This is a genomic window from Streptomyces tauricus, assembly GCF_014650955.1.
GTDB lineage: Bacteria > Actinomycetota > Actinomycetes > Streptomycetales > Streptomycetaceae > Streptomyces > Streptomyces tauricus.
This window is the reverse complement of the sequence record NZ_BMVY01000001.1, coordinates 850722-877225: the sequence shown is the minus strand read 5'-3', so window position 1 is coordinate 877225 and position 26504 is coordinate 850722. Positions and strand designations below refer to the sequence as shown.

General features: G+C 70.7%; 24 protein-coding genes and 1 riboswitch. Of the genes, 10 read left to right on the top strand and 14 right to left on the bottom strand.

Going from position 1 to position 26504, the window contains the following annotated elements; all coding sequences use genetic code 11:
• Positions 1-13 precede the first annotated feature (13 nt).
• On the top strand, positions 14-1648 hold the full coding sequence (locus IE278_RS03705) for a phytoene desaturase family protein (protein ID WP_189768598.1): 1635 nt from the start codon (positions 14-16) through the stop codon (positions 1646-1648).
• A gap of 39 nt (positions 1649-1687) precedes the next feature.
• On the opposite strand, the gene IE278_RS03700 is transcribed toward IE278_RS03705, so the two are convergent.
• Entirely contained in the window at positions 1688-2860 is a 1173-nt protein-coding gene (locus IE278_RS03700) for a PucR family transcriptional regulator (RefSeq protein ID WP_189768597.1), read from the bottom strand.
• Between the two features lie 207 nt (positions 2861-3067).
• Here IE278_RS03700 and IE278_RS03695 point away from each other — a divergent pair, with 207 nt between their 5' ends.
• The 3 genes from IE278_RS03695 to IE278_RS03685 all read left to right on the top strand — a co-directional run bounded on the left by IE278_RS03695 (position 3068) and on the right by IE278_RS03685 (position 6264).
• On the top strand, positions 3068-4861 hold the full coding sequence (locus IE278_RS03695) for an FAD-binding dehydrogenase (protein ID WP_189768595.1): 1794 nt from the start codon (positions 3068-3070) through the stop codon (positions 4859-4861).
• Positions 4862-5069: 208 nt separating this feature from the next.
• Complete coding sequence (locus IE278_RS03690; RefSeq protein ID WP_246569808.1) at positions 5070-5750, top strand: MmyB family transcriptional regulator; 681 nt, start codon at positions 5070-5072, stop codon at positions 5748-5750.
• 64 nt (positions 5751-5814) lie between these two features.
• A complete protein-coding gene (locus IE278_RS03685) occupies positions 5815-6264 on the top strand; it encodes a DUF6069 family protein (RefSeq protein ID WP_189768592.1) in 450 nt (149 codons plus the stop codon).
• Here IE278_RS03685 and IE278_RS03680 read toward each other — a convergent pair.
• Genes IE278_RS03680 through IE278_RS03655 form a run of 6 tightly spaced genes read right to left on the bottom strand, consistent with a single transcriptional unit; the run spans position 6221 to position 12441 of the window.
• Positions 6221-7255 (bottom strand): fumarylacetoacetate hydrolase family protein, encoded by a 1035-nt coding sequence (locus IE278_RS03680; protein WP_189768590.1) that lies wholly within the window; start codon positions 7253-7255, stop codon positions 6221-6223. The genes IE278_RS03685 and IE278_RS03680 overlap by 44 nt on opposite strands.
• 10 nt (positions 7256-7265) lie before the next feature.
• Positions 7266-8204, bottom strand: a complete 939-nt coding sequence (locus IE278_RS03675) for a VOC family protein (RefSeq protein ID WP_189768588.1) — start codon at positions 8202-8204, stop codon at positions 7266-7268.
• A 3-nt stretch (positions 8205-8207) separates the two neighbouring features.
• Positions 8208-9257 carry an amidohydrolase family protein gene (locus tag IE278_RS03670; protein ID WP_246569806.1) on the bottom strand — a complete coding sequence of 350 codons (1050 nt, stop codon included), beginning with the start codon at positions 9255-9257 and terminating at the stop codon, positions 8208-8210.
• Positions 9254-10384: an FAD-dependent oxidoreductase gene (locus IE278_RS03665; protein ID WP_189768586.1), complete on the bottom strand. Its 1131-nt coding sequence runs from the start codon at positions 10382-10384 to the stop codon at positions 9254-9256. The genes IE278_RS03670 and IE278_RS03665 overlap by 4 nt, the downstream gene beginning before the upstream one ends.
• A gap of 36 nt (positions 10385-10420) precedes the next feature.
• On the bottom strand, positions 10421-11440 hold the full coding sequence (locus IE278_RS03660; RefSeq protein WP_189768584.1) for a cyclase family protein: 1020 nt from the start codon (positions 11438-11440) through the stop codon (positions 10421-10423).
• A complete protein-coding gene (locus tag IE278_RS03655) occupies positions 11437-12441 on the bottom strand; it encodes a fumarylacetoacetate hydrolase family protein (protein WP_189768582.1) in 1005 nt (334 codons plus the stop codon). Before IE278_RS03655 ends, IE278_RS03660 begins: the two co-directional genes overlap by 4 nt.
• A 128-nt stretch (positions 12442-12569) precedes the next feature.
• Here IE278_RS03655 and IE278_RS03650 point away from each other — a divergent pair, with 128 nt between their 5' ends.
• Complete coding sequence (locus IE278_RS03650) at positions 12570-13478, top strand: LysR family transcriptional regulator (protein ID WP_189768580.1); 909 nt, start codon at positions 12570-12572, stop codon at positions 13476-13478.
• Positions 13479-13651: 173 nt separating this feature from the next.
• On the opposite strand, the gene IE278_RS03645 is transcribed toward IE278_RS03650, so the two are convergent.
• Positions 13652-14365 carry a FadR/GntR family transcriptional regulator gene (locus IE278_RS03645; RefSeq protein ID WP_189768578.1) on the bottom strand — a complete coding sequence of 238 codons (714 nt, stop codon included), beginning with the start codon at positions 14363-14365 and terminating at the stop codon, positions 13652-13654.
• A 249-nt stretch (positions 14366-14614) separates the two neighbouring features.
• Here IE278_RS03645 and IE278_RS03640 point away from each other — a divergent pair, with 249 nt between their 5' ends.
• From IE278_RS03640 to IE278_RS03620, 5 genes are all read left to right on the top strand, one after another.
• Positions 14615-15856: an aminotransferase class V-fold PLP-dependent enzyme gene (locus IE278_RS03640; protein WP_189768576.1), complete on the top strand. Its 1242-nt coding sequence runs from the start codon at positions 14615-14617 to the stop codon at positions 15854-15856.
• 98 nt (positions 15857-15954) lie between these two features.
• A complete protein-coding gene (locus tag IE278_RS03635) occupies positions 15955-17259 on the top strand; it encodes an ABC transporter substrate-binding protein (RefSeq protein ID WP_189768574.1) in 1305 nt (434 codons plus the stop codon).
• A 2-nt stretch (positions 17260-17261) separates the two neighbouring features.
• On the top strand, positions 17262-18266 hold the full coding sequence (locus IE278_RS03630) for a carbohydrate ABC transporter permease (RefSeq protein WP_189768572.1): 1005 nt from the start codon (positions 17262-17264) through the stop codon (positions 18264-18266).
• Positions 18263-19099 carry a carbohydrate ABC transporter permease gene (locus IE278_RS03625; RefSeq protein ID WP_189768570.1) on the top strand — a complete coding sequence of 279 codons (837 nt, stop codon included), beginning with the start codon at positions 18263-18265 and terminating at the stop codon, positions 19097-19099. The genes IE278_RS03630 and IE278_RS03625 overlap by 4 nt, the downstream gene beginning before the upstream one ends.
• Positions 19100-19290: 191 nt before the next feature.
• Positions 19291-19755 (top strand): MerR family transcriptional regulator, encoded by a 465-nt coding sequence (locus tag IE278_RS03620; protein ID WP_189768568.1) that lies wholly within the window; start codon positions 19291-19293, stop codon positions 19753-19755.
• Positions 19756-19773: 18 nt separating this feature from the next.
• On the opposite strand, the gene IE278_RS03615 is transcribed toward IE278_RS03620, so the two are convergent.
• From IE278_RS03615 to IE278_RS03590, 6 genes are all read right to left on the bottom strand, one after another.
• Complete coding sequence (locus IE278_RS03615) at positions 19774-20208, bottom strand: cupin domain-containing protein (protein WP_189768566.1); 435 nt, start codon at positions 20206-20208, stop codon at positions 19774-19776.
• A 217-nt stretch (positions 20209-20425) separates the two neighbouring features.
• Positions 20426-20707 carry a hypothetical protein gene (locus IE278_RS03610; protein ID WP_189768564.1) on the bottom strand — a complete coding sequence of 94 codons (282 nt, stop codon included), beginning with the start codon at positions 20705-20707 and terminating at the stop codon, positions 20426-20428.
• A gap of 56 nt (positions 20708-20763) precedes the next feature.
• Positions 20764-21759, bottom strand: coding sequence for an AraC-like ligand-binding domain-containing protein (locus IE278_RS03605; RefSeq protein ID WP_189768562.1), 996 nt, complete (start codon positions 21757-21759; stop codon positions 20764-20766).
• 226 nt (positions 21760-21985) lie between these two features.
• Positions 21986-24304, bottom strand: a complete 2319-nt coding sequence (gene metE, locus IE278_RS03600; protein ID WP_189768560.1) for a 5-methyltetrahydropteroyltriglutamate--homocysteine S-methyltransferase — start codon at positions 24302-24304, stop codon at positions 21986-21988.
• 165 nt (positions 24305-24469) lie between these two features.
• A riboswitch (cobalamin riboswitch) is annotated at positions 24470-24687 on the bottom strand.
• Positions 24688-24717: 30 nt separating this feature from the next.
• Positions 24718-25497 (bottom strand): SDR family NAD(P)-dependent oxidoreductase, encoded by a 780-nt coding sequence (locus IE278_RS03595; protein WP_189768558.1) that lies wholly within the window; start codon positions 25495-25497, stop codon positions 24718-24720.
• A gap of 151 nt (positions 25498-25648) precedes the next feature.
• Positions 25649-26302 carry a maleylpyruvate isomerase N-terminal domain-containing protein gene (locus IE278_RS03590; RefSeq protein WP_189768556.1) on the bottom strand — a complete coding sequence of 218 codons (654 nt, stop codon included), beginning with the start codon at positions 26300-26302 and terminating at the stop codon, positions 25649-25651.
• Positions 26303-26504 lie beyond the last annotated feature (202 nt).

The following is a 26504-nucleotide window of genomic DNA, read 5'->3' as shown; positions in this document are numbered from 1 at the left end:
ACGGGAGGCGGCCATGCCGGACGCGGTAGTCATCGGGGCGGGTCCCAACGGGCTCGTCGCCGCCAATCTGCTGGCCGACGAGGGCTGGAGCGTCGAAGTCCTGGAGGAGCAGGAGGAGCCCGGGGGCGCGGTCCGGCACGACCACGGGGTCGACCCGGACTTCACGAGCGACCTCTTCAGCTCGTTCTACCCCCTCGCCGCGGCCTCGCCGGTCCTCTCCGGACTCCACCTGGAGCGGTACGGGCTGCACTGGAGCCATGCGCCACGCGTACTGGCCCATCCGCTGTCCGACGGCCGGTGCGCCGTGCTGGGACGCGACGTCGACGACACCGCCGCGTCACTGGACGTCTTCGCCGACGGTGACGGCGACGCCTGGCGCGAGCTGCACCGGATCTGGGACCGGCTCCGCCCCGACCTGCTGGAAGCGCTGTTCACACCCTTCCCGCCGGTGCGCTCGGGCGCCCGCCTGGCCCTGCGGCTGCGGACCGCGGGCGGGCTGCGTATGGCCCGGTCGATGGTGCTGCCGGTACGGCGTCTCGGCGAGGAGGAGTTCCGGGGTGAGGGCGGCAGACTGCTGCTGGCGGGAAACGCGCTGCACGCCGACCTCGCCCCCGAGGCCGCGGGAAGCGGCGGCTTCGGCTGGCTGATGTCGATGCTGGGCCAGACGTACGGGTTTCCCGTGCCCGTAGGAGGGTCGGGCGCCCTCATCGGGGCGCTGACCCGGCGGCTGAAGGAGCGCGGCGGGGTGCTCCGGTGCGGGGAGCGCGTGAGCCGGGTCGTCGTCCGGGAGGGCAGGGCCGTGGCGGTGCGCACGGCCGGCGGCGAGACGGTGTCCGCCGGCCGGGCCGTACTCGCGGACGTGTCCGCGCCGGCCCTGTACGGCGAACTGGTGGACAGCGCCGACCTGCCCCCGCAGGTGCTGGCCGATCTGCGCCGGTTCCAGTGGGACTTCGCCACCTTCAAGGTCGACTGGGCCCTCGACGGTTCCGTGCCGTGGCAGGCTCCCGAGGCCGCGGGCGCGGGCACCGTGCATCTGGCGGACGGCGTCGACGAGCTGACCCGGTTCGCGGCACAGGTCGCCATGGGGCAGGTACCGGACCGGCCGTTCGCGCTGTTCGGGCAGATGACGACCGCCGACCCCACCCGGTCGCCCGAGGGCACCGAGTCGGCCTGGGCGTACACCCATGTCCCGCACCACATCAAGGGCGACGCGGGTGACGACGGACTGACCGGGAGCTGGGACACGAAGGAGCAGGAGCTGATGGCCGACCGGGTCGAGCGGCAGGTCGAGCGCTTCGCGCCCGGGTTCCGTTCCCTGATCCGGTCCCGGCGCGTGCTGGCACCGCCCACCCTCCAGGCACTCAACGCCAATCTGCACGGGGGCGCCATCAACGGCGGGACCACGGCCCTGCACCAGCAGCTCGTGTTCCGGCCCGTCCCCGGCACCGGGCGCCCGGAGACACCGGTGAAGGGCCTCTACCTGGCGTCGGCCTCCGCGCATCCGGGAGGCGGTGTGCACGGGGCCCCCGGCTCCAACGCCGCCCGCGCCGCGCTGCGCAGGAACATCCCGAACGGCCTGGCCCGCGCCCAGCGTGTGCTGGCCCGCCGCGACCGCAAGGGGGACCGCAGGCCCGAGCTCGGCACCTGAGTACGGGGCGGGGCCACGGGTGCGGAGCCGCTGTGACCGCTACAGCGGCTCCGGGTCCTGCCGGAGCCAGGTGGTCAGGGCCCACCACCAGTGCAGGGTGCTCAGTGGTTCGGCGAGGGGCCCGGACGCGAGGTCGGTCAGCGGGTGCCCGGTGATCTGCTGGAGGCGGCCGAGCCGGTACCGGACGGTGTTGGGGTGGGTGAACAGGGCCGTCGCACTCTGGTCGAGACGCCGGCCGTTGTCGAGGAACGTCAGTGCGGTGACCGCCAGTTGGCGGTGGAAGGCGTCCGACTCGTCGAGGGCGCCGAGCAGCCGGGCGCTCAGGTGCGAGCCCAGGAGGGGCTGGTCGGCGAGGGCGATCTCGGCGGCGAAGTCGGTCAGCTCGTACAGGCCCTGTCGGCCCTGGCGTACACCGATGTCCACGGCCCGGACGCAGAGCCGGTACAGCGGGCGGATCTCCTCCAGCGGAGCGGCCGGTGAGACCACGACCAGAGCCGACGCGCCCATCTCTTCGATCCCGGGCATCCGTCGGCACAGGCCTGCCGGCCGTCCCTCTATCAGGCCCGAGACCGCGCCCAGTCCGGAGAGCCGGTCCGTGAGGAGGCGTTCGGCCGCGGGGCCGCCGGCGTCCGCGACGACACAGTGGTGCGGGCCGCCGCCCGGCTGCATTCCGGCTCCCGCCATCTCCAGGGGCGACGGCACGACTCCGCCGACCAGCAGTCTGCGCAGTACGTTCGTGCGGACCTCGGCGCTCTCGTGCGGGGTGGCCCGCTCGGCGGCCCGGTAGCCGTTGATCACATGACGTTCGATCGCGGCGCCGTACTCGTGGAGACGCAGGACGACGCCGAGCAGTGTGCCGTCCGGGACCCCCGCCGCCCGACAGCGCTCGACGGTGATCTCCAGCGCGCGGCCCAGTCCGGCCTGGACTCCGCGCAGCACCGCGGTCATCGCGACGCCCTGGCCCGCCCGGTCGGCTCCCAGTAACAGGGCGGCGGTGAAGTCCTGTTGCTCGACCCCGCCGAAGGTGGCGAACCACTCGCCGGCGGCGCGGATCATGGCCGTGACGTGGGAGCGGCTCTCCGCCTCGGTGAGCCGGGCGACCTCGGGGGAGTGGGCCCGGGCCGCGCGGACAAGTTCGCCGCACACGTCGTCGTCGACGGCCATCGTCCGCAGGATCTCGGTGACCGGTTCGCGCTCGTGGACGACAGCCATGAGTCGATTCTCCGTCCGCGCTGTCGCCGGGACACAACGAAGCCGTCCGCACGTTGGTGTCCGGCCACTACCACATTGATGTGACGACCTGATTCCCTGTGCGCTACCGACGGTAACAGTGCAGTCGTCCCAAGAACATCCCCGGTGTCCCACGTCCCCTCGCCCCCCACCCCCCGCAGTTCCTCCGTCTCCTCCGGAAGGCAGTCCATGGAGAACTCCCCAGCCCTGGCCGCGATCACCCGGCGCCGCGCCCTGACGGCGGCGGGCGGCGCGCTCGCCGCCACCGCTCTCGCCCAGGCGACGGCCCCCGCCTTCGCCGCCTCGGCCGCCGCCTCGGACGCGGACGCGATCGTCGTCGGCGGCGGGCTGGCCGGCCTGGTCGCCACGGCGGAACTGGCCGCGGCGGGCCGCAAGGTACTGCTTCTCGACCAGGAACCGGCGACGAACCTCGGCGGTCAGGCGTTCTGGTCCTTCGGCGGTCTGTTCCTCGTCGACTCCGACGAGCAGCGACTGATGGGCATCAAGGACTCCCAGGAACTGGCCTGGCAGGACTGGCTGGGCACGGCGGGCTTCGACCGCGGCATCACGGACAAGGCCGGCCAGGACCACTGGGCCTACAAGTGGGCCGAGGCGTACGTGGACTTCGCCTCCGGGGAGAAGCGTTCCTGGCTCGCGGGCCTCGGCGTGCAGTGGTTCCCGATCGTCGGCTGGGCGGAGCGCGGCGGCGGCCTCGCGGACGGACACGGCAACTCGGTGCCGCGCTTCCATGTCACCTGGGGCACGGGACCCGCGGTCGTCGAACCGTTCGAGAAGAAGGTGCGGGCGGCGGTCGCGGACGGGAAGGTCACCTTCAAGTTCCGGCACCGCGTCGACGGGCTCGTGACGACCAACGGAGCCGTCACCGGGGTCCGGGGTGCCGTGCTGGAGCCGAGCGACGCCGCCCGGGGCAAGCCCAGTTCCCGCACGGTCGTCGGGGAGTTCGAGCTGCGCGCCCCGGTCGTCGTCGTCACCTCGGGCGGCATCGGCGCCAACCACGACCTCGTACGGCAGAACTGGCCGGCCCGGCTCGGCACCCCGCCCAAGACCATGATCACCGGCATTCCGGCCCATGTGGACGGCCGGATGCTCGCGATCACCGAGAAGGCGGGCGGCCGGATCGTCAACCCCGACCGCATGTGGCACTACACCGAGGGCCTCAGGAACTACGACCCCATCTGGCCGGGGCACGGCATCCGCATCCTGCCGGGCCCGTCGTCCATGTGGTTCGACGCCAAGGGCAAACGCTTCAACGCGCCCGACATGCCCGGCTACGACACCCTCCACACCCTGAAATCGATCACGGCTTCCGGGTACGACTACTCGTGGTTCGTCACCACCCAGAAGATCCTCGCCAAGGAGTTCGCGCTCTCCGGCTCCGAGCAGAACCCGGACCTGACCGAGAAGAACGTCTGGAAGCTGCTCTCGCGCATCTGGCAGACGCCCGAGCCGATCGAGAAGTTCAAGAAGAACGGCGTGGACTTCATCGTCGCCACGACCCTGTCCGAACTCGTCCGGGGCATGAACAAACTGACCGGCGACGGCCTGATCGACCTGGCCGACCTGCAACGCCAGATCGAGGCGCGCGACCGGGAGATGGACAACCCGTACACCAAGGACCTCCAGGTCATGGGCATCCGCAACGCCCTCGCCTATCCCGGGGACAGCATCAGCCGCACGGCGGCGGCGCACAAGATCATGGACTCGAGTGCCGGGCCCCTCATCGCCGTTCGCCTCAACATCCTCACCCGCAAGACCCTCGGTGGCCTCCAGACCGACCTCTCCGGCCGGGTCCTGGACGCGACCGGCACGCCGGTGCCCGGCCTGTACGCGGCCGGGGAGGTCTCCGGGTTCGGAGGCGGCGGTGTCCACGGATACCGGTCCCTGGAGGGCACGTTCCTCGGCGGCTGCCTCTTCTCGGGCCGCGCGGCGGGCCGGGCGGCGGCCCAGGCCACCGGGACCTGAGCCGGTTCTCCTTCTACGCGGTGGCGTCAGTGGTGGGGGTGTGGGGGACTCGCGGCGCGTCGCCGGGTCAGCGCTCAGCGGGCTCCCACCACACCGGATTGGCGGCCGCCTGAGCCACCGGCTCGATGATCTCCCACCCTTCGGCGATCAGCCCCTTATCGATCCGCCAGATGTCGACGACCACGATCTCCGGCCCGGCACCGGGGAGTTGTCGCGTGATGGCAACCGGCTACTGCTCGCGGCCGGCTTCGCACCCCGGTACGCCGAGCGGCCGCTCGACGACGACGCGCTGTCGGCGGCCCGGGACGCGGTCGAGAGGGTGCTCCGCGCGCATGAGCCGTACCCGGCGCCGGCCTTCGACCGCCGGTGGAACATCGTGATGGCCAATCGCGCGGCCGAGCCGTTCCTCGCGGACGTCGACACCGAGCTGCTACGGCCGCCGGTCAACTTGGTGCGGCTGGGACTGGACCCGGGCGGGTTCGCTCCTCTGGTCGTCAACCTGACCGACGTGCGTGCCGTGTTCCGCTCCCGCATCACGCGTCAGCTCGCCATCGCTCCCGACGCCGAACTCACGGCGCTCTACGAGGAACTGCTGGACCCACACTCCGAGGACGCGTCGAGCCGACCGGTCGCATCCGATGTGGTGATCCCGATGATCCTGCGTCTCCACGGACGAGAGGTGCGGCTGTTCTCGGCCATCACCACGTTCGGTACCCCCATGGACATCACACTGGACGAGGTCGCGATCGAGTCGTACTACCCCGCGGACACGGAGAGCGCCGCGTACTTCGAGGAGCCCGGTGCGATCCGCACCGGCGTGGAGGGGTGGGGTGGCGGGGGAAATCGTCCGCGCGACGACCGCTCAGTTCTCGGCTCCGTCCCAGTCTGACTCTGTGAAAGGCAAGCAGCGATGAACGACTGACCACCGTGAACGACCGACAGGAGAACCTGACATGAGCGCGATCACATCTCAGAGCCAGACCACCGCACGGTCCCTCACCACGCGCCCCGTGTGGCAGGTCGGAGTCGTGGCGGTCCTCGCGGGCGCCGTCGTGACCGAGGCCTTCGCGCTCGCCGCACGGGGCTTCGGCGTCCCCATGGACGCGGCCGGTCCGGGGGCCACCGAGGCCGCCGAGATCCCGGTGGGTGGCTTCGCCGGGGGCGTGCTGTTCTGGGCGGTCGTCGGGGTCGTCCTCGCCATGGCCCTCGCCCGCTGGGCCGAGCGGCCCGCCCGCACGTTCGTGGTGACGACCGTCGCGCTGACCGCGCTGTCCCTCGTGGGCCCCGCCGTCGCCCCGCACACCGCCACGTCCACGCAGGTCGTCCTCGCCGTGTCGCATGTGGTGGCCGCCGCCGTGATCATTCCCCTGCTGGCGAAGCGTCTCTCCCACCGACCGGCGTGACCGCCACCGTCCCCGGCCGCTCCCGACCGCGTCGGCGAGCGGCCGGCAGGGGTACGGGCTCGGCGCCCGGGACGACCGTGTTGCTGAGCATGCCGACGCCCTCGACGGTGAGGGTGACCGTGTCCCCGGGCTTCAGCGGCGGCGGGTCCTGTGTGCCGCGCCGGCCCCACAGTTCGGCGAGGCAGCCGCCGTTGCCACAGGTCCCGGAACCGAGGACGTCACCCGGTACGACCCGGGTGCCGCGGGAGGCGTACGCGGTCATCTCCTCGAAGGTCCAGCTCATGTGGGACAGCAGGTCCTCGCCCACCACCGTGCCGTTGATCTCGGCGGTCAGGGCAAGCCGCAGGAAGCCCTCGGCGTCCCGGTACCGCTCCAGCTCGTCGGCGGTGACGAGGTACGGGCCGAGGGTGGTCGCCGTGTCCTTGCCCTTGCACGGTCCGAGCCCGACCCGCATCTCCGCCGACTGGAGGTCCCGGGCGGACCAGTCGTTGAAGACGGTGTAACCCACGATGTGGTCGCGGGCCTGCTCGGGTGTGAGGTCCCGGCCCTCCCGCCCGATGACGGCGCCCACTTCGAGCTCGAAGTCCAGGGCGGCCGACCCGGGCGGCACGGGCACGTCGTCGCCGGGGCCGTACACCGCATGGGGGTTGGTGAAGTAGAACGTCGGCGCCGCGTACCACTGCTCGGGGACGCCCGAGGCGCCGTCGACCGAGCGGCGCACACCTTCGACGTGCTCCTCGAAGGTGACGAAGTCCCTTACGGACGCGGGCCGGAGGGGAGAAAGCAGCCGCACCTCGGAGACATGGGGGCCGGGCGGGAGGCCGAGGGCCGCCGCTCCGGCGTCGAGCAGCCCGGACAGGCCGCCGGTCTCCGCGAGCAGCGCGGTCAGCGAGGTGACACCGGGCAGTGGATGGAGGGCCCCGTCCTCCGCCACGACGGCCGCGCGACCGCGGTGTCGCTGCTCAGAGGTCCTGTACGTGGCGAAACGCATGGCGGGCTCCTCAGACCGGCGGGGCGATGAACACACCGCGGTCGGGGTCGTTGAAGGACTCCTTGGCGACGAACTCGTTCATGGGGTTGGCCGTACCCCACTGGTCGGTCACCTCGGGACGCGAGAAGTCGTAGACGTGCGGATGCCAGGTGTCCTCGTCCAGCACCTCCAACTCCGTCGTGTACTCGACCGTGTTGCCGTGCGGGTCGAGGAAGTAGGTGAAGGTGTTGTCGCCCGCCATGTGCCTGCCCGGACCCCAGATCTTCTGGAAGCCCGCCCGCATGACACGGCCCGAGCCGCGCATGTACTCGTCGATGCCGCGCATCTCGAAGGAGACGTGGTGCAGGGCGGTGTGCGGGCCCTTGGCCAGGGCCATGGAGTGGTGCTGGTTGCTGATCCGCATGAAGTGCATGACCTCGCCCATGTGCGGCGAACTGAGCGTGTCCGAGAGCCGGAAGCCCAAGTGGCGCTCGTACCACTCCCGGGTGCGGTCGAGGTCGGGGGAGTTGAGGACCACGTGCGACAGCTTGACGGGGATGGCCTCCTTCTCCTCGATACGGCGGTGGCGGCGCACCTCCACGTCCGCGGAGACCTCGACGGTGCGGCCGTCGACGTCGAAGAAGCGGAAGCCGTAACCGCCGCCGGGGGTGTCGACCTTGCCCGGTCGGGTTATCAACTGCACGTCACCGGAGAGGAGTTGCTCGGCGAGGGTGTCGACGTCCGCCGGGCTCGCGGCCCCGTAGGAGACCAGGTCGAGGCGCTTCTCCTCGGCCTTGCGCAGCCGTACGACGTACTGCTCCGGGGAGCCCTCGGCGGCCAGGAAGGAGATACCGGAGTCCTCGGCGACCGTGGTCAGGCCCCAGACACCGGAGTAGAAGTCGAGCTGCTTGTCGTAGTCGGGCACGGCGAGGTCGACGTGCCGCAGGTGTGTGAGCAGTCGTGCGTTCATGTGTCAGTCCTTCCGGAGGAGGGCGGTGGCGTTGCCGCCCCGTACGGCGTGGAAGTCGGCGTCGGACAAGCGGGCGGCACGCAGAGCGGCCATCGGGTCCTCGGTGCCCATGTCGAAGGGGAAGTCGGAGCCCAGCAGGACCCGGTCCGCCCCGGCGACGCGCACCAACTCCCGCAGGGCGTACGGGTCGTGGACCAGCGAGTCGAAGTACAGCCGCCGCAGATAGCTGCTCGGTGGCTGCGCGCAGCCGGCGCCGGCGTCGGAGCGGGTGGCCCAGGCGTGGTCGGAGCGGCCGACGTGGGTGGGCAGGTAGCCGCCGCCGTGGGCCGCGAGCACCTTCAGTGCGGGGTGGCGGTCCAGTACGCCGGAGAAGATCAGGTGGGAGAGCGCAACGGCGTTCTCGGTGGGCTGGCCGACGGTGTTGGACAGGTACCACCGGTCCAGGCGCTCGTCGAGCGTGCACCCGAAGGGATGCAGGAAGACGACCGCGCCGGTCTCCGCCGCCCGGCCCCAGAAGGGCTCGTACGCCGGATCGGACAGCTCCCGCCCGGGAGCGTGGCTGGATATCTCCACCCCGGCCAGGCCCAGCCCCAGCGCGTGATCGAGAGCGGGCACGAGGTGGTCCGGGTGCTGGAGGGGTACGAGCCCGAGGCCGCGCAGCCGGTCGGGTGCGGCCGAACAGTGCGCCGCCGTAGCCTCGTTGGCGAGCCGGTACACCTTCTCGGCACTCTCCTCGTCCGCCCAGTAGTGGTAGTGCGACGGGGAGGGGCTGACCAGCTGGATGTCCACGCCCTGGCTGTCCATGGCCGTCAGACGCACGGCAGGGTCCGTCAGCCTGGGGACGCGTTCGCGCACCATCGGTCCGCTCACCGCGAGGGCGTCGGGGCCGTTGCGGCGGGCGTCCAGCGCCCTGGCCTCGTCGAGCCCCGGCAGACCGGCCACCAGCGCCTCGACCTCGGGCAGCAGGACGTGGGCGTGCACGTCCACGGTCGGGGCGGCGAGCGTGTCGGCGCCCGGTGCGGTGCGGTCGGCGGCCACGGGCCGGGCGGTCACGGCAGTTCCCGCAGCATCGTCATGGTGCGGGCCATCAGACCGGGCACATCGGCGTCCCGCACCCCGTCGAGCTGCCACTGCCCGAGCTGCACGGACGCCTCGACGACGGGCCGTACCCGGGCGATCCGCCGCTCGTAGTACGCCTGGAACAGCGCGTCGTCCCACGTGTCGGAGCCGGTGAGCGACTGGGCCAGCACCCACGCGTCCTCCAGGGACAGCGCGGCGCCCTGCGCGAGGGTCGGCGGACAGCAGTGGGCCGCGTCGCCGATCAGCACGACCCGGCCGCGGTGCCAGGAACCCTCGACCAACAGGCGCTCGAACCAGGTGTAGTTGACCTGCGCCGGATCGGTGATGTGCTCGGTGATCTCCGGCCAGAAGCCGCCGTACGCGGAAGCCAGGCGCCGCATCTCGTCGGCGTGGGACCCGGCGGGTATCGCGGCGCGGTCGCGGTGGGCCTCGACGACATAGGCGTACAGGGTGCTGTCGCTGGTGGGGCAGTAACCGGCGATGTAGGCCGGGCCGCCGTAGGCGAGATCGGTGCGGGTCAGCCCCGCCGGACGCGGGGCGGCGATCCGCCAGATGGCCATGCCCGTCGGTTCGGGCCTGTCGGCGATGCCGATCGCGGCACGGGTGGCGGAGCCGAGGCCGTCGGCGGCGATCACCAGGTCGTAGCGGCCCTCGGAGCCGTCGTCGAAGCGGACGGAGACGCCGTCCGCGTCCTGGTCCACGATGTCGGCGGTGGTGCCGAGGCGGACCACGGCGCCACTGGCGCGTACGGCCTCGATCAGGATCCGCTGCAGCCGGGGCCGCTGCATGCCGACGGTGGCGGGCAGGTCGTCACCGCCCGTGCGCAGGTCGTCCTGCACATGCAGGACCGTGCCGTCGGGGGCGGTGATGCCCACCGAACCGAAGCCGAAACCGGATGCCTCGACCTGCTCCCAGACCCCCAACTCGCGCAGCACGCGCAGGGCGTTGCCCTGGAGGGTGATGCCGGAGCCGGCGGTGGCGTTCCAGTCGTCCCTGGCCTCGATCAGGTCGACCGCGAGACCGGCGCGGCGCAGCAGGATCGTCACGGCGTTGCCGGCCGCGCCACCGCCGATCACCAGGATCGTACGGGCTCTGCTCATGGGGAACTCCCTTGTTCCTGGGGCCTGTTGCCCGGACTACTTGACGGCGATCGGGTTGACGGGGGAGCCGACCGCGCCGGTGATGGGCAGGGGCGCGGCGGTGAGCCAGAACTCGTACACGCCGTCGGCCGCGCAGTCCTTCGCGAGCGCGTCCAGGTCCCACATCTCGCCGATCAGCAGGCCGATGTGGGGGATGGCCACCTGGTGCAGCGGCTGGAAGGCGTGCTCGAACTCGTTGGGCCGCACCTCGAAGCCCCAGGTGTCGGTGGCGATCGCCGCGATCTCGCTGCCGTGCAGCCAACCGGCCGTGGTGAAGGACAGGCCGGGCGCGGGACCGCCGGCGTAGTCGCCCCAGCCCTCGCGACGGGCCCGGGCGAGCTGTCCGGTGCGTACGAGGACGATGTCGCCGCGGCCGACGGAGACGCCCTGGGCCCCGGCAGTCGCGAGCAGGTGCTCCTCGGTGACGGCGAACCCGTCGGGCAACTCACCTTCCGCGCCGACCGAGCCACCCGTGCCGCGCGAGTCGTCCGCGCCGCTCAAGCCGCCTGCGCCGATCGCACGGCCGACGTCCAGGAGCACACCCCGCCCCGCGACCTGCGACGCCATGTGCTCGATGCCGGTCACCAGGTCGCCGTCGGAGGTGACGACCTTCTCCGCCGGACGCCCGTTCCACGCCATGCCGTGGTCGAAGATGTGCCCGAGCCCGTCCCACTGCGTGGAGCACTGCAGCGGCATGGCGATCACATCGTCGGCGCCGCCGATGCCGTGCGGGAAGCCCTGGTTGCCGAGCGCGGCGTCCGTGCCGGTGTCCAGCATGGTGTGCACCGGGTTGGTGCGCCGCCGCCAGCCCTTCTGCGGGCCGTCCATGTCGAACCGCTGGGAGAGCGAGAAGCTGACACCCCTGCGCACCAGCGCGGCGCCCTCGCGGCGCTTGGCCTCGTCGAGATGGTTGAGGGTGCCGAGCACGTCGTCCTCGCCCCAACGGCCCCAGTTGGAAAACGACTTGGCCGCTCGCGCGATCGCGCCCTCGGGGTCGGAGCGGTCGAGCGGTGTCACCGTGTCACCTCCGCCACGCAGCGGGTGCGCTGGGCGCCGAGACCGGTGACGGAGGCGTCCATGACGTCGCCGTCCCTCAGCAGCCGCCCCCAGTGCATGCCGTTGCCCGCCGGGGAACCGGTCAACACCAGGTCGCCGGGCAGGAGTTCGGCGGACTGCGATGCGTACGACACCAGACGGGCGACGTCGAAGATCATGTCCTTGGTGGACTCGTCCTGCATGGTCTCGCCGTTCAGCCTGAGTACGAGCCGCAGGTCGCCGGGGTCCGTGACCGACTCGGCGGGCACGAGCCAGGGGCCGAGCGGGGTGAAACCGGGGGCGTTCTTGCTGCGCAGCCAGTCGGTGCCGATCTGCGGCATGTCCCGGCGGAAGACGGTCGCCCGGTCGGTGAGGTCGTTGGCGATCGTGTAACCGGCGACGTGGTCCAGCGCCTCCTCGACGGACACCCGATGGGCCGGCCGGCCGATCACGACCGCCAACTCCAGCTCCCAGTCCGGCTTTTCGGCCCAGGCGGGCAGCACGACATCGTCGTACGGGCCGGTGATCGCGCTCGGCAGCCCGATGAAGACGTACGGCAGGTCCTCGGCCGCCCGGCGGTCCATGATCTCGGCGGCCTCGGCGCGCCGCTCCTCCTCGGGCCGGTCGTCGGCCGGGTCGCGGTGCGCGACATGCAGGTCGATGACGTGCTGCCGGTAGTTGGCCCCGGACTGGAACACCTGACGCGGCTCGACGGGGGCGTGCACCCGGAAGTCCGCCAGCGGCCGGTACCCGGGGCTGCCGTGGTCGTCGGCCAGCGCCGACAGTCGCCCCAGTGCCCTGTGCCAATCCTCCAAGAGAATGCGGACGGTCAGGTGTTCGTCGCCGAAGGCGGACCTGAGGTCGAGCACCCGGGCGTCGGCGGTGACGAGGGCGGGGAAGGCCGGCCCGTCGGGGGCCGAGAGGGTGGCGAGGGCGAAGCGTCCGGAGAAGAGAGCGGACGCGGCTTCAGGTTTCACGGACATGTCCTCCTGATTGCGGTGTGACCAATCTGGACCCGCCACCTACGATCAGGGAAATAGATTCTGTGGATGATCGCCATCCATCAGACTTATTCTTCCCAGGTCAGCGCCGTACAGCTGGAGGAACCGCCGTGAATCTGGCCCGTCTCGACCTCAACCTCGTCGTCGCCCTGCGCGCGCTCCTGGAGGAACGCAACGTCACCCGCGCCGGGCAGCGCGTCGGGCTCAGCCAGCCGGCCATGAGCGCGGCCCTGGCCCGGCTGCGCCGCCACTTCGGCGACGACCTGCTCGCCCGGGCCGGCGCCCACTACGAACTCACCGCCCTCGGCCGGGTCCTCCTCGACCGCACCTCCACCGCCTACGACCTGCTGGAACGGCTCTTCGCCAGCCAGGCCCACTTCGACCCGGCCAAGGAGAGCCGCGAGTTCAGACTGATGGCGTCCGACTACGCCGTCGCCGTGTTCGGCACCGAACTGGCCCGGGTCGTCCACGAAGAGGCACCCGGCATCCGGCTGCGCTTCAGCCAGACACCGCCCACCGTGGTCGACGACACCGCCAACCTGCTCAGCGCCGCCGACGGCCTGCTCATGCCGCACGGCGTCATCAGCGACTTCCCGGCCACCGACCTGTACGGAGACAGGTGGGTCTTCATCGTGTCCGAGGACCATCCCGGCCTCGGCGACCGGCTCACCCGCGCGGACCTGGCCCGGCTGCCCTGGGTCACCTACCAGCGCACCTACGACTCCCCGGCGGTACGCCAGCTCGGCATGCTCGGGATCGAGCCACGCGTCGAGGTCTCCGTCGACAGCTTCCAGTTGCTGCCGCTGCTGGTCGCGGGCACCCGGCGCATCGCGCTGGTCCAGGCGCGCTTGGCCCGGCTCCTCGCACCACTCGCCGCCGTCCGTGTGGTGACGCCCCCGTACGAGGCGGTACCCCTGCGCGAAGCCCTGTGGTGGCACCCGGTACACACCCACGACGCGGCCCACATCTGGCTACGGGAAACGGCGGCACGGGTAGCCGGACACATGACCGAGAACTGATACCGCCCCGCTCCCTGGAGGGGCGGCAGCCCTGTCAGGGGCGCGGGGAACGGCGCGAGCAACCACGACGCACGCGCAGCTGCTCCCGACCTCAACCCCCACCCCGACAGCGCCTCAGCAGCCCATTCCCGCGTCAGCCCATCCGCGCATCGGCCCATCCGCGCGTCAGCGCATCATCCCGGCAGGGCCCCGTCGTCATCCCGCTCCTCCACCGGCGGCGAAAACGCCCGCAACCACCGCTCGGTCTGCGCGACATGCGCCTCGGCCGCCCCCGCCGCGGCCCCGGGATCGCGATCCGCGATCGCGGTGGCCAGCACACGATGGTCCGCGTCGCTCTTACGTCGCAGCTCAGGCCCCTCGGGCAGCGTGAAGATCTGGTACTTGCGGGACCGGGCCCGGAAGACCGCGAGCAGGGACGCGAGCGTGGGATTCTCGGCCGCCCGCGCGATCTCCGCGTGGAAACGGTGGTCGAGATCCGACGCCTCGGCGGGGTCCTCCGTGGCCTCCATGGCCTCGATGAGCGAGAAGAGCGACTTCACCGTCTCGGGGGTCCGCCGGGCCGCGGCCTTGGCCGCGACATGCGCCTCCAGCACCCGCCGGATCTCGTACACCTCCAACAGGCCGGTCAGCGGCAGGAGTTCGAGGGTCAGCGAGAGGCTGCCGATGATGTCCTCCGGCCTGAGCTGGGACACATAGGTCCCGGAGCCGTGCCGCGGTTCGACCACGCCGAGGGCCGAGAGCATCCGTACGGCCTCGCGCAACGGGCCCCTTGAGACACCGAGTTCCTCGCCCAGCTCGGCCTCGGGCGGAATGCGTTCCCCCGGCCCGAGCCGCCCCGTCGCGATCATGTGGCGCAGGCCGTGGAACGCCCTGTCGACTGCGGACATCCGATTCCTCCCGTGGCGGGGCCGGTGGCGGCACCGTACCCCTCGGGCACTCTAGCGACTCCGAGTCGTCAGATGTCTCCGATGTATCGGTCGAAAGTCATCTGATGACTATCGCTGCAGACCCCTTGCGTGGCGCAAAAATGCCGTGCAGGATGCCGAGTCATCATACGTGTCCCGCCCGATGTCAGATGTATGCGAACTGCAGACGAGATATCGGCGGGCACTCGGGTTCGGTAGATGTGGAGTGATGTGAGCGAGACCGAGGTCACCACCGCCCCGCGCCCCTTGCTGCTGGCGGACGGCCGTCCCGCGGCCCGGGCGTGGTCGCTGGACCCCGTCATGAAGCACCTCAACCATGGCTCGTTCGGGGCGGTCCCCGTGGTGGCCCAGGAGCGGCAGAACGAGTTCCGTGCCGAGATGGACAGTTCGCCGGTGGTGTGGTTTCCGGCCCTGCCGCAGCGGATCGCCGCCGCCCGGATCGACCTCGCGGCCTTCCTGCGGGTCGCTCCCGACGACGTGGCCCTGGTGCCGAACGCGAGCGCCGGCATCAGCGTCGTGTTCGCCTCGCTCCAGCGGCGCAGGGGCGGCGGGATCGTCGTCACCGACCACGGCTACGGCGCGGTGACCATGGGCGCCGAGCGGCTCGCCAGGCGCTGGGGCGGCGAGGTGCGTACCGCCCGGGTACCGCTGGAGGCGAGCGAGGAGCAGGCCTACGAGGCCGTGATGGCCGCGGTCGACGACGACACGGACCTGATCGTCCTCGACCAGATCACCTCCGCCACCGCACGCCGGCTGCCGGTGGAACTGGTCGGCGCGGAGGCCCGCCGACGCGGTATCCCGCTCCTGGTGGACGCGGCGCACGCCCCCGGTCTGATCGAGGCCCCGCTGTCCGGTCTGACCTGTGACTTCTGGGTCGGCAACCTGCACAAGTGGGGCTGCACGCCCCGCGGCACCGCCACCCTGGTCGCCCGCGGTGAGCTGCGCGAGGAGTTGTATCCCCTGATCGACTCGTGGGGCGCCGCCGATCCGTACCCCGACCGCTTCGACCAGCAGGGCACGATCGACGCCACCGGTTATCTCGCGGCCCCGTCGGCCCTGGACTTCGTCGAGAGCACCTGGGGCTGGGACACGGCCCGCCGGTACATGGACGACCTGGCCGGCTACGGCGAGCGCGTCATCGGCGCGGCCTTCGCCGAACTGACCGGCGTCACCGGCACGGTCGACGTGGGCATGCCGGTCCCGGGCATGCGGCTCGTACGCCTGCCGGACGGCCTGGCCGGCAGCCGCGTCGAGGCGGACGCGCTGCGCGACCGGGCCGCCCGTGAACTCGGCGTGGAGGCGGCCTTCACCAGCTTCGACGGCATCGGCTACATGCGGCTGTCCGCGCACGTCTACAACACCGCCGCCGACTACGAGTACTTCGCCGAGGACTGCGTCCCCCTCCTCGGCCGATGGGCCCGCGCGGCCCGCGAACAGCCGGGCGTGTCATAGCCGCGCCCCGGCCCCTCCCCGTACCCCCCGGCGCTCCGTAACGCCGGTCCCCGGCAACGCCTGTCCCCGGCACCGCAGCACAGAAAGAGGTCGGCACGATGAGAAGAAGGACGGCAGCTCTCGCCCTCGGCACCGCCGCCACGATGGTCCTGACCGGCTGTAGCAGCATGAGCGGCTCCCAGGCCGACGGCACGGTCACCCTCAACATGGTGGAGAGCCTGACCAACCCGGCCCGCACGGACCTGATCAAGGGTCTGATCGCGGACTTCCAGAAGCAGAACCCCAAGATCAAGGTCAACCTGATCTCGCCGCCCACCGAGCAGGCCGACCAGAAGATCCAGCAGATGCTCCAGTCCGGCAGCGGGGTCGACACCCTCGAAGTGCGGGACACGACCGTCGGACCCTGGTCGAACAACGGCTGGATCTACGACATGAAGAAGGACCTCACCGGCTGGAAGGGCTGGGAGGCGATGACGGAGAACGCCGTCAAGGCATCTCAGGACGCCGAGGGCAAGACGTACTTCGTCCCCTACGGCTTCTACGGTCTGAGCGTCTTCTACCGCACCGACCTGATCAAGGAGGCCGGCTTCAGCAAGCCGCCGGCCAGCTGGGACGAACTGCTTGAACAGGCCTCGGCCATCCACGACCCGGGCAAGCGCAAGTACGGCTACGCCTTCCGTGGCGGAGCCAACGCGCAGGGCAACGCCACCGCCATCATCGAGGCGTACGTCGCCGACGAGATCGACCCCGCCGACGGCTTCAAGCTGAAGAACGGCAAGACGATCTTCTCGGCGCCCGAGGCGCTCGACGCCATGCAGACCTACCTCAAGCTCTTCAAGGACGCGTCCCCGAAGTCGTCCGTCTCCTGGGGCTACCCGGAGATGGTCGAGGGCTTCTCCAACGGCTCCACGGCCTTCCTGCTCCAGGACCCCGAGGTGATCGCCACCGTCTCGGAGTCCAAGTCCATCAAGAAGGACCAGTGGAGCACCGCCCCGCTCGTGGCGGGCCCCAGCGGCAAGACCGTACAGCCGCTCGCCACCGCCGGATGGGGTGTCGCGAAGGGCAGCAAGCACAAGAAGGAAGCGGTCGAGCTGGTCGAGTTCCTCTCCGAGGGAGAGGCGTCCACGGACTTCACCAAGACGAACAGCCTGGTGCCGATCCTCAAGTCGGCCGCCGAGGACCCGTTCTACAAGACCGGCCCCTGGTCCAGCTACGTCACCATGACGGAGAACCCGGACACCTACCTCAACGTCAGCCAGCCCCGCGGGGTCGCCTGGTGGGCCGAGTGGCAGCAGCGGGCCGACGCCGACATCCAGAAGATGGTCCTCGGCAAGACGACGCCCAAGGAACTGCTGGCCGGCTGGGACACGTACTGGACCGAGAAGCGGCAGCAGGAGAACTAGCCATGCCCACCGCGTCCGAAACGACGTCCACGACGCAGACGGCGAAGACAGCTTCGGCGGGGGCCTCCGGCAACGGGGGCGCCCGGCCCGTCCGCAAGGTCCGACCAGGCCGCCGCAAGCCGGAGTTCACCGCTCGGCGCGGTTTCCTCATCACTCTCTTCATGGCCCCGGCCGCGATCTTCGTGGCGGTCTTCACGTACTACCCGATGATCGCCGGCAGCCAGATGGCCTTCCGGCACTGGAACCTGACGGACCTGACCGACACCTCCTGGGTGGGCCTGCAGAACTTCCGGGACGTCTTCGCCGACCCCGCCTGGGGCACCGTGCTGAGCAACACCGCCATCTGGGTGGTCGGCTCCATCGTGCCCCAGCTGGTCATCGGCTTCGCCCTCGCCCTGTGGCTGCGCCGCAGATTCCGCTTCCGCGGCCTCTACCAGGCGCTCATCTTCTTCCCCTGGGCGATCTCCGGGTTCCTCATCGGCATCCTGTTCCGCTGGATGTTCAACAGCGAGTTCGGTGTCGTCAGCGACCTCCTCCAGAAGGTCGGCCTGATCGACGAGCCGGTGGCCTGGCTGGCCGACCCGAAGACGGCGATGTTCGCCGTCGTGGTCGCCAACATCTGGTACGGGGTCACCTTCTTCACGATCATGATCCTGGCCGCGCTGCAGTCCATCCCCGAGGAGCTGTACGAGGCCTCGGCGCTGGACGGCGCCGGCAAGGTGCGCACGCTCTTCCAGATCACCATCCCGTACATCCGGGTCACGCTCGCCCTGACCGTGCTGCTGCGCATCATCTGGATCTTCAACTTCCCCGACCTGATCTTCGGCATGACCGGCGGCGGACCGAACAACGAGACGCACATCGTGACCACCTGGATGATCAAGATCACTCAGCAGGGCGACTACGGCAGAGCCTCCGCGCTCGGCCTCATCGTCGTCGCCACGCTGCTGGTGTTCGCGGTCTTCTTCCTCCTGGCCACGCGCGAGAAGCGAGAGGTGAAGCCGTGATCGGCAAGGAGTCCACGGCGGGCCGGGCCACCAAGTTCACCTTCCTGGGACTGTGGCTGGTCTTCACCGTCTTCCCCCTCTACTGGATCACCATCACCTCGCTCAAGGCGCCCGGCGACATCTTCGCCTTCCCGATCGCCTACTGGCCCGAGCACTTCTCGCTGGAGAACTACAGCGGACTGTTCGGCAAGGCCGACTTCGGCGTCTACCTCACCAACAGCCTCATCGTGGCCACCGTCGCCGCCGCGATCGCCACGGTCATCTCGATGCTGTCGGCGTACGTACTGGCCCGCTTCGAGTTCCGTACGAAGTCGGCACTGCTGATGGCCGCCCTGGTGACCCAGATGATCCCGACGTTCATCGCGCTGGGGCCGCTGTACCTGCTGATGACCGACCTCAAGATGGTCGACAACCGGCTCGGGCTGATCCTCGTCTACATCGCGGTCTGCATCCCGTTCTGCACGGTGATGCTCCGCGGCTTCTTCGAGAACATCCCGGACGCGCTGGAGGAGGCCGCGATGATCGACGGTCTGTCCCGGTTCGGGGCGCTGTTCCGGGTGCTGCTGCCGGTGATGCGGCCCGGGATCATCGCGGCGTTCATCTTCAACTTCGTCAACTGCTGGAACGAGCTGTTCCTGTCCGTGACTCTGATGAACAGCGACAGCAACAAGACCGTGCCGACGGCGCTGAACGGCTTCATCTCCAGCTTCAACATCGACTGGGGCTCGATGTCCGCGGCGGCGGTCCTGACCATCCTGCCCACGATGGTGCTGTTCGCCTTCGCCAGCCGGCACATCGTCCAGGGCCTCACCGCGGGGGCGGTCAAGGGCTAGCAGAGGAGCGCCAAGGGCTGAGGAGAGAGACGGGAACTTTTCTGCCGTCCCACGGAGTGGGAACGACATGGAACCGACCTGATGATCACATACTTTGTCTCGACGTCACGGTAGCGATCGACGTCCGCCGCCCCATGGCCCGGGCGGCGGACACAGAGGACACAGACGAGACAGACGAGGTAGGCGCCCGAATGAGCAGCGAGCACATGCAGATCGGCGAGGTCGGCGCGCGCACGGAGCTGGCACTGCGCACGATCCGCCACTACGAGGCGACCGGCCTGGTCGCCCCCTCCGCCTGCTCCCAGGGCGGCTTCCGCCTCTACACCAGGGAGGACGTCGCGCGGCTGAAGGCGATCCGCCGTATGCAGCCGCTCGACTTCTCCCTGGAGCAGATGCGCGACCTGCTGGCCGTCACCGACCGCCTCGACTCCGACGACGACCTGTCCGCGTACGAGCGGCAGTCCCTGCTGCGGCGCGTGCGCGAGTACGAGGAGCATGCCGTCTGGCAGGTGGAGAAGCTGCGCGCGCAACTGGCGGAGGCGGAGGAGTTCGCCCAGACACTCCGCAAGCGCCTGAACCGGGACAGGGACCGGGACAAGGACCGCGACCGTGACCGTGGTCGGGACCGGAACCGCGACCGGGCCACCACGGCCTGAGCCGGTCAGGTCCCGCCGCTACTCGAAGGGGCACCCGGGGTTCGGGGCGTCCTCCGAGAAGGGGGCGCCGTGCGGCAGTACGTAGAGCACGGTGAGGACGACCGGTGTGTCCCCCAGGTTGCGGCCTATGTGTACGTTGCCGGGCCCGGCCGGTTCCTGGACGGTGCTGCCCTGCGGATACACGCCGTCCGACGCGCACGTGGAGTCGAAGTGGCTGAGCGTGCCCTGCTTCACATACGCGTAGAGCGGGCCGTCGTGGTAGTGCCAGCCGGTGGCCTGACCGGGCGGCACGGTGATCTCCCGGACGACGTAGTCGGTGCCGCCGACCGTCTTCTGCGCGATCAGGGTGCCGGTGACTCCCGGCCCGGGCGGGGTCGCGTGGGCGGTTCCCCCGGCGAGGACGGTGACGCCGGCGACCGCGCCGGCCACCGCGGTGCGGAGCGAGGTACGCATGGACAGGGCCTCCAGGTTCGTGGGGCTGTTGCGATGACGTGCCGCAGTGAACATAGAGGCAGGCGGTGCGAGTTGGCGCGCCAATCGGCCAAATGTGCGCAGCCGCCGGGCTGTGCGCGCGGACCGGCCCCATATGTCGGAGCCGTTGCCGCACACCGCCGGTGTGCGGCGACGGCTCGACCCTCCACAGCCGTCGGCAGCGGGACCGGTTTCGCGATCAGTCCAGGATGCGCAGACGCCAGTAGCCGACGTTGTCGCACGCCCAGGCCTTGGCGAGGCCCAGAGCGACGTACGCCTTCCCAGCGGCCTGGCATTCCGACAGCCTCTCGAAGGCGCCGACGGTGTGCCAGACCGCTGCGGTCGAGACCCCGACGGTCGAGTCCCCGGCGGTCGGCGTGACCCGCTCCGCGGCCCCGGGCGTCGACGCGGTGGCGATGCCCGCCCCCGCCAGACCGATTCCGGTTGCCACGGCGACGGTGGCGATGAGTTTCCTGAGCATGTGTACCTCCAGTCGTGACTCTCACAAGAGAGTGCGGGCCACGACCGGTCCTGTCCTTACGCGTACGCGCACAGGTCTGTGGTGTGCGTGCACTGTCGGCGGAACTCGCGCGGGGACAGACCGTACGAGCCGCGGAACACCTGACTGAAGTGCGCGGGGCTGCTGAACCCCCACCGGGCGGCGATCGCGCTGATCGGCCGGGCGGTCAGCCGGGCGTCGGCGAGGTCGCGACGGCACTGCTCCAGCCGGCGCTCACGAACCCAGCCGGCGACCGTGTGCCCCTCCTCGTGGAACAGCTTGTGCAGATAGCGCAGGGAGATGTGGTGGGCCGCCGCGATCGTGTCCGGGGTCAGGTTCGGGTCGCCGAGGTTGTCCCGGATGAAGGCGTGGATCCGGGCCATGAGCGCCCGGCGCCTGGTGTGGGGCGGCACCACGCTCTGTGCGTCCAGCGCGGTGGCCAGCGCCGCCGTCAGCACGTCGAGGGTGAGCGTGGACAACCTGGCGGTGTCGGACGGGCTGAGTTCCTTCATGCGCCGGGCGAGCTGCATCAGGAAGTGCGAGGAAAGCGCGCCGACCCCCGTCCCGCCCGGGATGCGTACCGCGCTCAGCCGCCGCAGGTCCCGCGGAGGCAACGGCAGCGACGAGCGGGGGAAGCGCAGGAGCAGTAACTGCTGGTTTCCCGACACACCCGGCGCGAACCCGGAGAGGTACGGACGGGAGGTGTCGAACAGGATCAGGTCCCCGACGCCGAAGTCCGTACACCGGCCGTCCTGCGTGATCCGGCCACGGCCGCGCACGATGCAGCCCAGCTTGAACACCCCGGGGTCCGTCTGCCGGATGAGCTTGGGCGTGCGGTGGACCGAATGCGGCATCGCCGTCATCAACGTCGCCTGCACAGGGCCCAGTTGACTGATACTGACCTGGGCCCTGAACCGACTCTCCACCTGCTGTTCGCAGCGCGTGTCGTAGGGCACCCAGAGCTTGGAACTCACCTCACGCCAGAAGGCGAACCTTTCCTCCTGCGGTACCTCCGCGGTGCTGACCACGTCCATGACCCACCCCCGTGACGTCGTGTCGCTTCCAGGTGTAGCACCACGGGGACCGGTCAGGTTCGCATTTTCGAAGCCGAAGCCGAAGCCGAAGCCGAAGCCGAAGCCGAAGCCGAAGCCGAAGCCGAAGCCGAAGCCGAAGCCGAAGCCGAAGCCGAAGCCGAAGCCGAAGCCGAAGCCGAAGCCGGGAGACAGGGGATGCGTTTGGTCTCCCGGCTTCTTCTGTGTGTCAGGACGTGGGCAGCTCCGTGCGGATCGTGTGGGCCGCGGTCACCAGGTTCTTCAGGGACGCGCGGGTCTCCGGCCAGGCGCGGGTCTTCAGGCCGCAGTCGGGGTTGACCCAGAGGCGCTCGGCGGGGATGGCCTCAAGTCCCTTGCGCAGCAGGGCCGCGGCCTCGTCCGCGCTCGGCACCCGGGGTGAGTGGATGTCGTACACCCCGGGTCCGGCCTCGCGCGGATAGCCGTGTCCAGCCAGCTCCCGGGCGACCTGCATGTGCGAGCGTGCCGCCTCCAGGCTGATGACGTCGGCGTCGAGGTCGTCGATGGCCTGGACGATGTCACCGAACTCGGCGTAGCACATGTGCGTGTGGATCTGGGTGTCCGGGCGTACGCCACCGGTGCTGAGGCGGAACGCCTCGGTGGCCCACACCAGGTAGGCCGGACGGTCGGCGGCACGCAGCGGCAGCGTCTCGCGCAGCGCGGGTTCGTCGACCTGGATGACCGAAGTCCCGGCCGCCTCAAGGTCGTTCACCTCGTCGCGCAGGGCGAGGGCGACCTGGCGGGCGGTGTCACCCAGGGGCTGGTCGTCGCGGACGAAGGACCAGGCGAGCATGGTGACAGGACCGGTCAGCATGCCCTTGACCGGCTTGGCGGTGAGTGACTGGGCGTACGTCGTCCAGCGCACCGTCATGGGTTCGGGGCGGGAGATGTCTCCGGCCAGGATCGGCGGGCGGACGTACCGCGTGCCGTAGGACTGGACCCAGCCGTGCTGGGTGGCGAGGTATCCGGTGAGCTGTTCGGCGAAGTACTGGACCATGTCGTTGCGTTCGGGTTCGCCGTGCACGAGCACGTCGAGGCCGGTCTTCTCCTGGAACGAGATGACCTCACCGATCTCGGCCCTGATGCGCTCCTCGTACCCGGCGCCGTCGATCCGCCCGGCGCGCAGGTCGGCCCGTGCGGTGCGCAGTTCCGTGGTCTGCGGGAACGAGCCGATGGTGGTGGTCGGCAGCAGTGGCAGACCGAGGTGGGCGCGCTGGGCCGCGGCCCGCTCGGCGTACGGCTGGGAGCGGTGGGCGTCGGCGTCCGTGATGGCGGCGGCCCGGGCCCGTACGGCGGGATCGCGGGTGATCGCCGAGCCGGCGCGCGACGCCAGATCGGCCCGGTTGGCGGCGAGTTCGGCGGCGATCGTGCCGGTGCCGCCCGCCAGGCCCTTGGCGAGTGTGACGCTCTCGGTGGTCTTCTGCCGGGCGAAGGCGAGCCAGCGGCGGATCTGCGGCTCGATGTCGCGTTCGGCGGTGGCGTCGAGGGGGACGTGCAGGAGCGAGCAGGAGGCGGCCACGTCGACCCGGTCGGCGAGGCCGAGCAGGGTGCCGAGCGTGGCGAGGGACTTCTCCAGGTCGTTGACCCAGATGTTGCGGCCGTTCACGACTCCGGCGATCAGTCGCTTGCCGGGCAGTCCGCCCACGGCGGCCAGCGCGTCCAGGTTGGCGGCGGCCGCCTCGGTGAAGTCCAGCGCCAGCCCCTCCACCGGGGCCTTGGCCAGCACCGGCAGGGCGTCGCCTAGCCGGTCGAAGTAGGACGCGACCAGCAGCTTCGGCCGGTCGGTCAGCGCGCCGAGGTCCCGGTAGGCGCGGGCGGCCGTGTTCAGTTCGGCGGGTGTGCGGTCCTGTACCAGAGCGGGTTCGTCGAGCTGGACCCACTCGGCCCCCGCCGCGCGGAGATCGGCGACGATCTCGGCGTACACGGGCAGCAGCCGGTCGATGAGGGTGAGCGGGTCGAAGCCGGCGGCGACACCCGGCGCGGGTTTGGCGAGCAGGAGGTAGGTGACGGGCCCTACGAGGACCGGACGTGCGGTGAGGCCGAGCGCGAGGGCTTCCTTCAGCTCCGCGACCTGCTTGCCGGAGTCGGCCGTGAAGACGGTGTCCGGACCCAACTCGGGCACCAGATAGTGGTAGTTGGTGTCGAACCACTTCGTCATCTCCAGCGGCGCCACGTCCTGGGTGCCGCGCGCCATGGCGAAGTAGCCGTCGAGCGCGTCGGCCTCGACGGTGGCGCGATGGCGTTCGGGGACCGCGCCGACCATGACGCAGGTGTCCAGGACGTGGTCGTAGTACGAGAAGTCACCGGTGGGTACCTCGTGGATGCCCGCCTCGGCCAGGTGCCGCCAGTTGGCCCGGCGCAGGTCGGCGGCGGTGGCCCGGAGGGTGTCGGCGTCGACACGGCCCTTCCAGTAGCCCTCGATCGCCTTCTTCAGTTCCCGGTTCTGTCCCTGGCGGGGGTAGCCGTACACGGTGGCCCGTGCCGCCGCGGCTGCGGACTGCGCTGTCACGGAAATCTCCTTCGCGAGATATCTCCCTGGGATCCCGGGACGGGACGCGAACGCGAAGGGGTGACGAACCGGACGGAAGCCGACCCGCGCGTGAAGCGCGGTCTTCCGCCTGATCGAGTACGCCGACCCGCCCACGAGGTCACCGGGATCTCCGCGCACGAGTGGTTCGTACACGGGCAGTTGGCAGGTCTTCGGACTCGCGGGCACGTCCTCCCTGCGGAGGACACCTACTGGCCGTCGCTTCCCAGACCCGGCCGGGCCCAGTGCGTGTGACGGCGGTCGTTCCCACTCACCGCTGCGGGGCAGTCCCGGATTCCCACCGGGTTCCCTCTTGCGACGCACCCGCCTGGCGGACGGGGCGAACCAGCTGCACGGGCCACCCTAAGGGGCACAGCCGCGCCGGGGAAAACCTTTTAGTGCACCGAGAAGCCGCCGTCGACGTGGACCGACTGCCCGGTGACGTACGCGGAGGCGGCGCTCGCCAGGAAGACCGCCGCGCCCGCGAAGTCCTCCGGCAGGCCGTTGCGTCCGACCATCGTGCGCGCCGCCAGGGCCGCCACCTTCTCCGGGTCGGACGACAGACGCCGGTTCAGCGGTGTCATCACGAAGCCCGGCACCAGTGTGTTGACGGTGACTCCGTACGGCGACCAGGCCTCCGCCTGCGAGCGGGCCAGTGACTCGAGGGCCCCCTTGGAGACGCCGTAGGCACCGCTCTGGACGAAGGCGCGGTGGGCCTGCTGCGAGGTGATGTGGATGATGCGCCCGAAGCCCCGCTCGGCCATGACCGGGCCGAAACGCCGGCCCAGCAGGAAGGGCGCGTCCAGGTTCAGGGCCATGGTGGTGTCCCAGACCTCGTCGCTCAGCTCGCTCATCGGCGGCCGGAGGTTGATCCCGGCGCAGTTGACGAGGATGTCGGGCTCGCCGAACGCCTCGACCGCCTGCTCGGCGGCCTCGCGCACACCCTCACGCGTACCGAGATCCGCGCTGACCCACGCCGCACGGCAGCCGAGCGCGCCCAACTCCTCGACCGTCGCCGTCAGTTCCGCTTCCTTGCGCGCCACCACGACGACGCTCGCCCCGGCGCGGGCCAGGGCCTCGGAGATGCCACGCCCGATGCCGGAGCTGCCACCGGTCACCAGGGCGACGCGGCCTTCGAGGGAGAACAGTTCTGAGAGGTAGTGCTGCGAGTCCATGGCGGCACCCTAGAACCGTGCCGCCGGGACCGGACCGGCGGGGGTGTGGTTCCGCCGTACGGCACGTGCTCCCAGGTCAGCGGCTTGCCTCAGCGACTCGCCCCGGGCCGGCCGTGCGTCCGGGGCTCGCCGCTCGACCCGTGCCGACCGCTCAGCCCAGGACCAGCGGGAGCCGCCCGGCGAGGGCGCCCAGCGCGGTCGTCTCCGCGTCGGTCGGCGTCCGGCGTCCGGTGCCGACCAGCAGCGCGGTCCTGTCGGAGAGCCCGGCGGGAAAGGGGGTCCCGGCGATCCTCTCCAGTGACGCGCGAGCGGCCGCCAGGGTCTCGGCGGGCGGCTCGGTGGTCGACGGCAGGTGGGCGATCAGGTCGAGGTGGTGCAAGGTCGCTTCGAGGACGTAAGCGGACAGGTAGTCGCCGACGGTCAGTACCTCGTCGCGGGTGCTGACGAGCGCCGCGGGATCGGCGAGGCCGGCGGCGCGGCCCGCGGCCGAGCCGACGTCGTCGAAGTGGAACTTCAGCAACCGCGGCTCGCCGTAGGCGGCGGCCAGCCGGGGGATCAGCGCGTCCAGCGGATCCTCGCCGGTCGGGGTGTCGACGAGGTGCCAGTAGGTGACCGCGTCCACGGTCGGTTCGGCGTCGGCGGGGGTGGCCAGGGTGATCAGGATGTCCTGGGCGTCGATGACCAGGTGGCAGACCAGATCCCGCACGAGCCACCCCGTGCAGCCGGACGGCTGCTCGAAGTCCTCGTCCGGGAGGTCGGCGACCGCCGTGCACAACGCCGTCCAGGAGAGCGAGAAGAGATCCACCGCGGCACGGTATGCCGGAACACGACGACGGACAAGCGTCCGCGGCCGGCGGGGCCCTCGCGATCAATGACGCCGGTCACCGCTGCCGGTCACCGCTGCCGGTCACCGACGCCGACCACCGACGTCGTTTCAACAACGTCGATCGACGACGACGGTCAACGATCGCGAGGCCGGGCCGAACTTGACGACCGCGAGGCCCCGC

Bases quoted from the DNA above. Each gene is read 5' to 3' on its own strand.
- IE278_RS03705 (WP_189768598.1), top strand. From the start codon at position 14: ATGCCGGACGCGGTAGTCATCGGGGCGGGTCCCAACGGGCTCGTCGCC.
- IE278_RS03700 (WP_189768597.1), bottom strand. From the start codon at position 2,860: ATGGCTGTCGTCCACGAGCGCGAACCGGTCACCGAGATCCTGCGGACG.
- IE278_RS03695 (WP_189768595.1), top strand. From the start codon at position 3,068: ATGGAGAACTCCCCAGCCCTGGCCGCGATCACCCGGCGCCGCGCCCTG.
- IE278_RS03685 (WP_189768592.1), top strand. From the start codon at position 5,815: ATGAGCGCGATCACATCTCAGAGCCAGACCACCGCACGGTCCCTCACC.
- IE278_RS03680 (WP_189768590.1), bottom strand. From the start codon at position 7,255: ATGCGTTTCGCCACGTACAGGACCTCTGAGCAGCGACACCGCGGTCGC.
- IE278_RS03675 (WP_189768588.1), bottom strand. From the start codon at position 8,204: ATGAACGCACGACTGCTCACACACCTGCGGCACGTCGACCTCGCCGTG.
- IE278_RS03665 (WP_189768586.1), bottom strand. From the start codon at position 10,384: ATGAGCAGAGCCCGTACGATCCTGGTGATCGGCGGTGGCGCGGCCGGC.
- IE278_RS03655 (WP_189768582.1), bottom strand. From the start codon at position 12,441: ATGTCCGTGAAACCTGAAGCCGCGTCCGCTCTCTTCTCCGGACGCTTC.
- IE278_RS03645 (WP_189768578.1), bottom strand. From the start codon at position 14,365: ATGTCCGCAGTCGACAGGGCGTTCCACGGCCTGCGCCACATGATCGCG.
- IE278_RS03635 (WP_189768574.1), top strand. From the start codon at position 15,955: ATGAGAAGAAGGACGGCAGCTCTCGCCCTCGGCACCGCCGCCACGATG.
- IE278_RS03630 (WP_189768572.1), top strand. From the start codon at position 17,262: ATGCCCACCGCGTCCGAAACGACGTCCACGACGCAGACGGCGAAGACA.
- IE278_RS03620 (WP_189768568.1), top strand. From the start codon at position 19,291: ATGAGCAGCGAGCACATGCAGATCGGCGAGGTCGGCGCGCGCACGGAG.
- IE278_RS03615 (WP_189768566.1), bottom strand. From the start codon at position 20,208: ATGCGTACCTCGCTCCGCACCGCGGTGGCCGGCGCGGTCGCCGGCGTC.
- IE278_RS03610 (WP_189768564.1), bottom strand. From the start codon at position 20,707: ATGCTCAGGAAACTCATCGCCACCGTCGCCGTGGCAACCGGAATCGGT.
- IE278_RS03605 (WP_189768562.1), bottom strand. From the start codon at position 21,759: ATGGACGTGGTCAGCACCGCGGAGGTACCGCAGGAGGAAAGGTTCGCC.
- IE278_RS03595 (WP_189768558.1), bottom strand. From the start codon at position 25,497: ATGGACTCGCAGCACTACCTCTCAGAACTGTTCTCCCTCGAAGGCCGC.